This window comes from Acinetobacter sp. F16, assembly GCF_052712855.1.
The window spans coordinates 22,918-29,292 of the sequence record NZ_JBRATK010000021.1 but is presented as its reverse complement, the minus strand read 5'-3'; the positions used below and the strand labels follow the sequence as shown (position 1 = coordinate 29,292).

Here is a 6,375-nt window from a genome sequence, read left to right as displayed (position 1 = left end):
CAAGTTGTTCTTCATAATCTCTTAATGATCTTCTTGCTGATTCGTCACCAGCAAGCTAGGTCGGCTATACTACTCTCTTTCCAAGAATAGTCAACAGGTTTTGCCAATTAATTTTTAACTTCTTCAAGACTTCCAGATTTTACCCTTTGGGCTAAATCCTTGTTTCTCAACAAGTTTTAATCAACATCACCGCCGATGGATGTGCATTCTACAGCATTTCAGGTCAGGTGCAACCCTGTTTTTGAAAGTTTTTATCTGGCTGTTGGTTTTATATTCTAATATAAATATAAACTATTGTTTTATATGGTTAATTAATTTTAAATTTTTTATTCTTCTTTTAAAACCCGTAATTAAAATACAATAAGATACTGATTTTATTTATATTAAAAAATAAAACCTCTTATTAATGTTTATTTAGAGAACGATTGTTGCTGCTTTCTTCGACATTGGTGTTATTTAATAAACAAGATGCTGTGATCAAGCAAAATAAATCCATTAAAAAAAGATCGAATCGATGACCTATTTATCTAGAAAAAAGCCATCACTGAAGGCAGCAATGGCTTTTGTTCAAGAAATTCAGTTTGAATTAAAATTTCATACTGACACGTGCCCAATAATTACGACCAATATTATTGAATTGCTCATCCGCTGCAAAACCAAAACCGGCACTCCCCGCTTTATTTAAATGTTCGCTATAGGTTTTATCCAACACGTTATCAATCCCTACAGAAAGGTCTATACCATCCTGAACATGATAGGTGCCATTGAGCGATAAAGTTCCAAAACCGCTGCTTTCCCCCAAGTCATAACCGACAATGTTGCCTTGATCTTGACTGATACGATTTTGGCTATTCACAACACGCCACAACGCACCCAAGGTATATTTATCTTGCACATAACGCAGATTGACCCGACCTTCTAAAGGCGAAATTTGCGGTAAAGGTTTATTATCGTTGGTATTTTCACCCCAAGCATACATGGCACTGACATCCGCTTGCAGATGATCGCTAAATTGATAACCAATTCCTGCTTCAGCGCCGGCAATGGTCGCATCTACATTTTTAGCGCCAGCTGTTTTTTCAGCACCACCATGGGCCATGCCAGGCATAGATCCTGAATGATCATGATAACTCATCAGAATATAATCATTGATCAGTCCAGCATAGGCAGAAACCCAAGAACTGAGTGCACCATGCTCATGTTGATAGCCCATGTCTAACTGTAAAGTTTTTTCGGTATTTAGATCATTAAATGCAGGGACAGGTGCCCCAGTATTACCATGTTTGGCACTAAACAGCTCCCAATAATCCGGTACACGCTCGACATAACCTACGCCGATATAGGTTTTCGCATCATGCTCTGGATGCTGATTCTCCAAACGAACAAATCCACTTGGCAATGTTTCTTTACGGTCATCATTGAGCTTTAAGGCATCAATTTTCACCTGATCAACACGTGCACCTGTGACCAACTTGTAATCATTATCGAACTGGTAAGCCAACTCACCAAACGCACCATAAGACTGGAACTTCATATTGGTTTGCATCGGCATATTCATCATCATTGATGTCATGCTACCGGCATGATGATTCTGCTGGGAATCGATCCCTGTCGTCAGCTGAAGTCGATCCCATTCACTGACAGCAGCTAACCGGGCATTTAAGGTACGGCGCGTCACTTGCATAGAAGACGGATTCGGTATCTCCATCTCCATACCGTCATGCATCATTTTTTCAGTCGGTGGCGTACGCAAACTGAAATTATCCATGACATGATCATTAAAGCTGTAGTTCACCTGCGCTTCAATTTTCTTGATGACATCGGTGACATTTTTCTTTTCTACACGCAGTCCAAGACTTTCACGGGCAAATTGCGAGCCATCCATATCGCGTCCGGCATAGACCGCTTCACCATCTGATTTCCCGCCGCTAAGTTCTACCCAAGTGTTTTCATCCGGTGTCCAACCTAACGCCACATCAGCATTCCAGCGCTCCCAATCCGAAGGAACAGCATTGCCATTACCATCTTTATAGCTATCTGAAACTGAGCGATTGGCATTCAGGCGAATGTATTTCTGCTCATCCCCTACTGCGGCTTCAACATTATGATCAAGGCGACCATATGAACCCATCAAGACACTGGCTTGACCGCGATAAGGCTTATCTTGACTCAGCTTTTCCGCTTCGCGTTCAAAGATAACGGTCGCAGCAGAACCGGTATTGGCATATTGAACCGTTTGCGGACCTTTAATCACCGAAATACGGTCATAGCTTTCCGGTGAAATATAAGAAGTTGGCGCATCCATACGGTTTGGGCAGGCACCCAAATTTTCTGTGCCATCCGCTAAAATTTTAATCCGCGAACCAAACATGCCACGGAAAGTCACATCACCATTGCTGCCGCCATTTTTAATCGAACTGAATCCCATAATGCTCTGTAGATAATCAGCACCATCACTGGCTGGAATTGGTTGAATCGGCTGCTTAGGATCTGCACGCACAATGAGTCCATTGGCATCGTTGCCTTGATGTGCAGTTGCCACAATTGGGGCTAAAGTCTGAATAATTGCAGTTTGTTCTTGAGCAAATACTGAAGCTGAATAACAAGCAACACAAATCGCAGCTGCAAGAGGCTGTAAAAAGAATTTTGGCTGAGCCATTTTTCAATCTCACTAATACATAAATATGAGCTGCGGTTGAAGCAGCACAAGGGCTTAAGTCAATTAAGACCCGAAAAACAGGTTTCGATTTATGCAAATAGTGGTGGGGCTCGCCCTTGGGGCAGAAGAAAGAGTCGCTGTAAAACAAACCAGACATGACTAAAGGTCTTTTGGAATGCAATTAAACGAATTTGAATACGATCTAAAACTTCTTTAACGTCCAATTCAGGAGGCAAGACCAAATTACCGTAAACAGTACAGTACTGACACTTATGGTTGGCATCATGATCATGCCCTGCATGCTGTTCATGCAATTGAGTATCTTGATTGACTGGATGATAAGAATGTTCAGAAGTGGAGGTTTGATGAATAGCGCTAGAGCTGAGTAATAATGCACGCGTAATGGTTTCACAGACCGGAGCAATCTGATATTGCTTCGGTAGCAAGGGCTGTAAAAAAACAGCAATCTGTAAAAATACCGCTATACAAGATAGCAGCAGACCACTACGCAAAAGCACCGGCAAACCCTAAAATTTGTCTAACTCAAGTATAACAAAGCCCAATCGAAATTGGGCTTTGTAAATTTTCATTTTATCTAAATATTTGTGCTTAACGTTTTACCGCAACTTTCTCTTTTTGGCGTTGACGAACAGTTTTTTCGACTTTTTCACGTGCACGTTGACGCTTTAATGGCGATAAATAATCGACAAATAACTTGCCATTTAAGTGATCCATTTCATGTTGAATACAAACAGCGAGAAGCTCGTCTGCTTCCATCTCAAATGATTGACCTTCAAGGTTAATGGCCTCGATTTTTACACGTGACGGACGCTCAACTTTATCGTATATTTGAGGCACTGACAGACAGCCTTCTTCATAGGGCTGAGTTTCTTCAGTTAACGGGGTAACTTTGGGGTTAATAAACACCATGGGTTGATCTTTATTTTCAGATAAATCCATGACAATCAGCTGAATATGGTAGTCCACTTGTGTTGCAGCCAAGCCAATACCAGGCGCTTCATACATAGTTTCAAACATATCTGCTGCAAGCTGACGAATTTCATCAGTGACTTCTTCGACTGGTTTAGCAATGGTACGAAGACGGGGATCCGGGAAACTTAAAATAGGTAATAAGGCCATACGGTGTCCTCACTTATGCCATTGATCAAAAAACAAAATGAAGGAATGCTTCATCAAAAAAATGTGTGTAATATCGTTATTATAACGCAACTACATACATAATTTTAGGAATTATGATAATGAAAAAGGTTTTGAAGGGCATGCCAACTTTTAGTGCCTTGGGGTTTAAAAAACAATTATTGGCACTTGCCGTTTGTGTAAGTGTTGGGGTCGGCGTTGTTAGTGTTGCTGAAGCGGCACCCGCTCGAAATGTAAACCCACCTGCATTAAAAGCCGGTGCGCCACAAGTTTATGTGGTGAAAAAAGGTGATACTTTATGGGATATTTCCAAAAGATTTCTAAAAAATCCAGTGCGCTGGCCTGAGATTTGGGCAAGCAACAAACACGTGAAAAATCCACATTGGATTTTCCCGGGCGACCGCCTGCTGATGTGTACCTATAATGGCAAACCGATTATTGGTAAAGATGAGGGTGATGGCTGTGAAGGGATTATCCGTCGCTATACCGGTGGTACCGGCACTAAACTGCAACCTCAAGTTCGGGTTGAATCTCTAAACAATGCCATTCCAGTGATTCCTCTGGAATACATTAAACACTGGCTGGAACGTAGCACCATTGTGACACCAGAATCGATTCAAGGTACACCATACATTTTAGGTACTGCCGATCAACGTGTTCTTGCTGCCAAAGGCCAAACCGTCTATGCACGCGGAAATGGCCTGGAAGTCGGTCAACGCTATGCAGTTTACCGTGAAGGCGAACCGTATATGTTTACCGATGCCAATGGTAAAAAATACAATGCTGGCCTTGAGCTAATTCAAGTCGCTTCAGGTGTTGCAGTTCGCGGTGAAAATGACATTACCACCCTTGAACTGACAGATACTTATAATGCTGAAGTTCGTCGTGGTGATCGTGTCCTTCCTGAATACGATCCAATGTTGCCAACCTTGTTCTACCCGACCAATGCCGAAGAGGTGGTTGCAGGTGGTCAGGTTGTTCGCGTGATGGGTTCGATCGGCACAGCGGCAAAACACAGTGTAGTGACCATTGACCGGGGTAGCCTGCAAGGTGTTCAAGTTGGACATGTGCTCACAGTGAACCAGAAAGGTGAAGTCGTCACTGATCCGAAAACCAAAGAACGTGTGCAATTGCCTGGGCAACGTATTGGTAACATCATGGTATTCAAAAGCTTTGAGAACTTAAGCTATGCTTATGTACTGGATAGCGAATTACCGATTAAAGTCGGTGCTGGCATTCAGCCACCATTGATGGATGAATAATCCTTAAGCCCAAATCTAAAAATGAGGCTGTGATTCAGCCTCATTTTATTTTTTAAACAATAAATTTTTTTAAACAATAAAAAGAAGACATATTTAAAGGTCTCATTATGCTCAATTCATTAAGCTCCTTGCAGCTGGATTACATTCGGTTATGGTTTCTGGTACAACACTCGCTGCCCAGCTTTTATAAAATCAATAAATACTATCCCCATCTGGCTGAAGCAACACAGCCTGATCAAATTGAAACTTGGCAAAAGCTGGGCATTCACAAAAATCATATTCAGCGCCTGAGAGATTTTCATCTTCCTGAATCACAGCTGCAATTTCAGCATTGTGTCGCCCTGATTCACAAACATAGCGACTTTATTCTTACACTCGAACATCCAGATTACCCTACTCAACTGCTGCCTTATGCAGATAAGCCGCCTATTCTGTTTGGCCAAGGTGATGCTAAGGCAATGTTGCAGCCACAAATTGCAATTGTCGGCAGCCGCAAACCGAGCAGCCACGGGCGGCAGGTGGCTTATGATTTTGCCTATTATTTAAGTGATCAAGGTTTTTACATTATTAGCGGTTTGGCTGAAGGGATTGATGAAGCCGCACATCAAGGGGCTTTACGCCACAGTCGAACCATTGCCGTGATGGGTACTGGCTTGGACCAAACCTACCCGACACAGCATCAGCAACTGCGACAACAGATCATTAGCCAGTCAGGTACAGTGGTGACTGAATTCTTGCCAGGAACACCCCCTTTACAGCAGCATTTTCCACGGCGCAATCGCCTGGTGAGCGGTTTAAGTCTGGGTGTCATCGTTGCAGAAGCCGCCCTGAAAAGTGGTTCTTTAATTACGGCGAAATGGGCGGCCGAACAAGGCAAATCAATCTTTGCCATTCCCGGTCATATTTATAGTGAGCATCATCAAGGCTGCCATCAACTGATTCGTGAAGGTGCTATTTTGGTCGATCATCCCGAACAGGTGATTGAAGACTTGGCCCTGCCGACCCAATGGCAGAATCAGCAGCAGATTGAACAATGCAAAAATTCGAATAGCCTTCAAGCACCAACTGCATTACCGCCTCACTTAACGCCGCTGTATAACCAGCTGGATTGGGTCGGGCAAAGCATAGATGATCTGGTCGCTAAACTGCAATCCGATATTGCTACATTGACCAGCCAACTGATGGAATTAGAGCTACTTGGCTTATGTATGCAGCAGGCAGGCTTGTATCTACGTTGTCGTCCAGGCAAATAAGGTTCACAATATCCATCTTAAATGTATTTGAAGGGATAAGATC

General features: G+C 42.7%; 5 protein-coding genes. 2 read left to right on the top strand and 3 right to left on the bottom strand.

Annotated features, from left to right (window positions below; translation table 11 throughout):
- Positions 1-586 precede the first annotated feature (586 nt).
- The 3 genes from ACU0NF_RS11395 to def all read right to left on the bottom strand — a co-directional run bounded on the left by ACU0NF_RS11395 (position 587) and on the right by def (position 3,799).
- Positions 587-2,659: a TonB-dependent copper receptor gene (locus ACU0NF_RS11395; protein ID WP_445661190.1), complete on the bottom strand. Its 2,073-nt coding sequence runs from the start codon at positions 2,657-2,659 to the stop codon at positions 587-589.
- Positions 2,660-2,748: 89 nt separating this feature from the next.
- Complete coding sequence (locus ACU0NF_RS11390; protein ID WP_370984634.1) at positions 2,749-3,177, bottom strand: DUF2946 family protein; 429 nt, start codon at positions 3,175-3,177, stop codon at positions 2,749-2,751.
- A 91-nt stretch (positions 3,178-3,268) separates the two neighbouring features.
- Positions 3,269-3,799, bottom strand: coding sequence for a peptide deformylase (gene def / locus ACU0NF_RS11385; protein ID WP_131271028.1), 531 nt, complete (start codon positions 3,797-3,799; stop codon positions 3,269-3,271).
- Positions 3,800-3,918: 119 nt separating this feature from the next.
- On the opposite strand from def, the gene ACU0NF_RS11380 reads away from it, so the two are divergent.
- Both ACU0NF_RS11380 and dprA read left to right on the top strand, forming a co-directional pair.
- Entirely contained in the window at positions 3,919-5,079 is a 1,161-nt protein-coding gene (locus ACU0NF_RS11380; protein WP_370984633.1) for a LysM peptidoglycan-binding domain-containing protein, read from the top strand.
- 107 nt (positions 5,080-5,186) lie between these two features.
- Positions 5,187-6,332, top strand: coding sequence for a DNA-processing protein DprA (dprA, locus tag ACU0NF_RS11375; RefSeq protein WP_445661189.1), 1,146 nt, complete (start codon positions 5,187-5,189; stop codon positions 6,330-6,332).
- Positions 6,333-6,375: the final 43 nt, after the last annotated feature.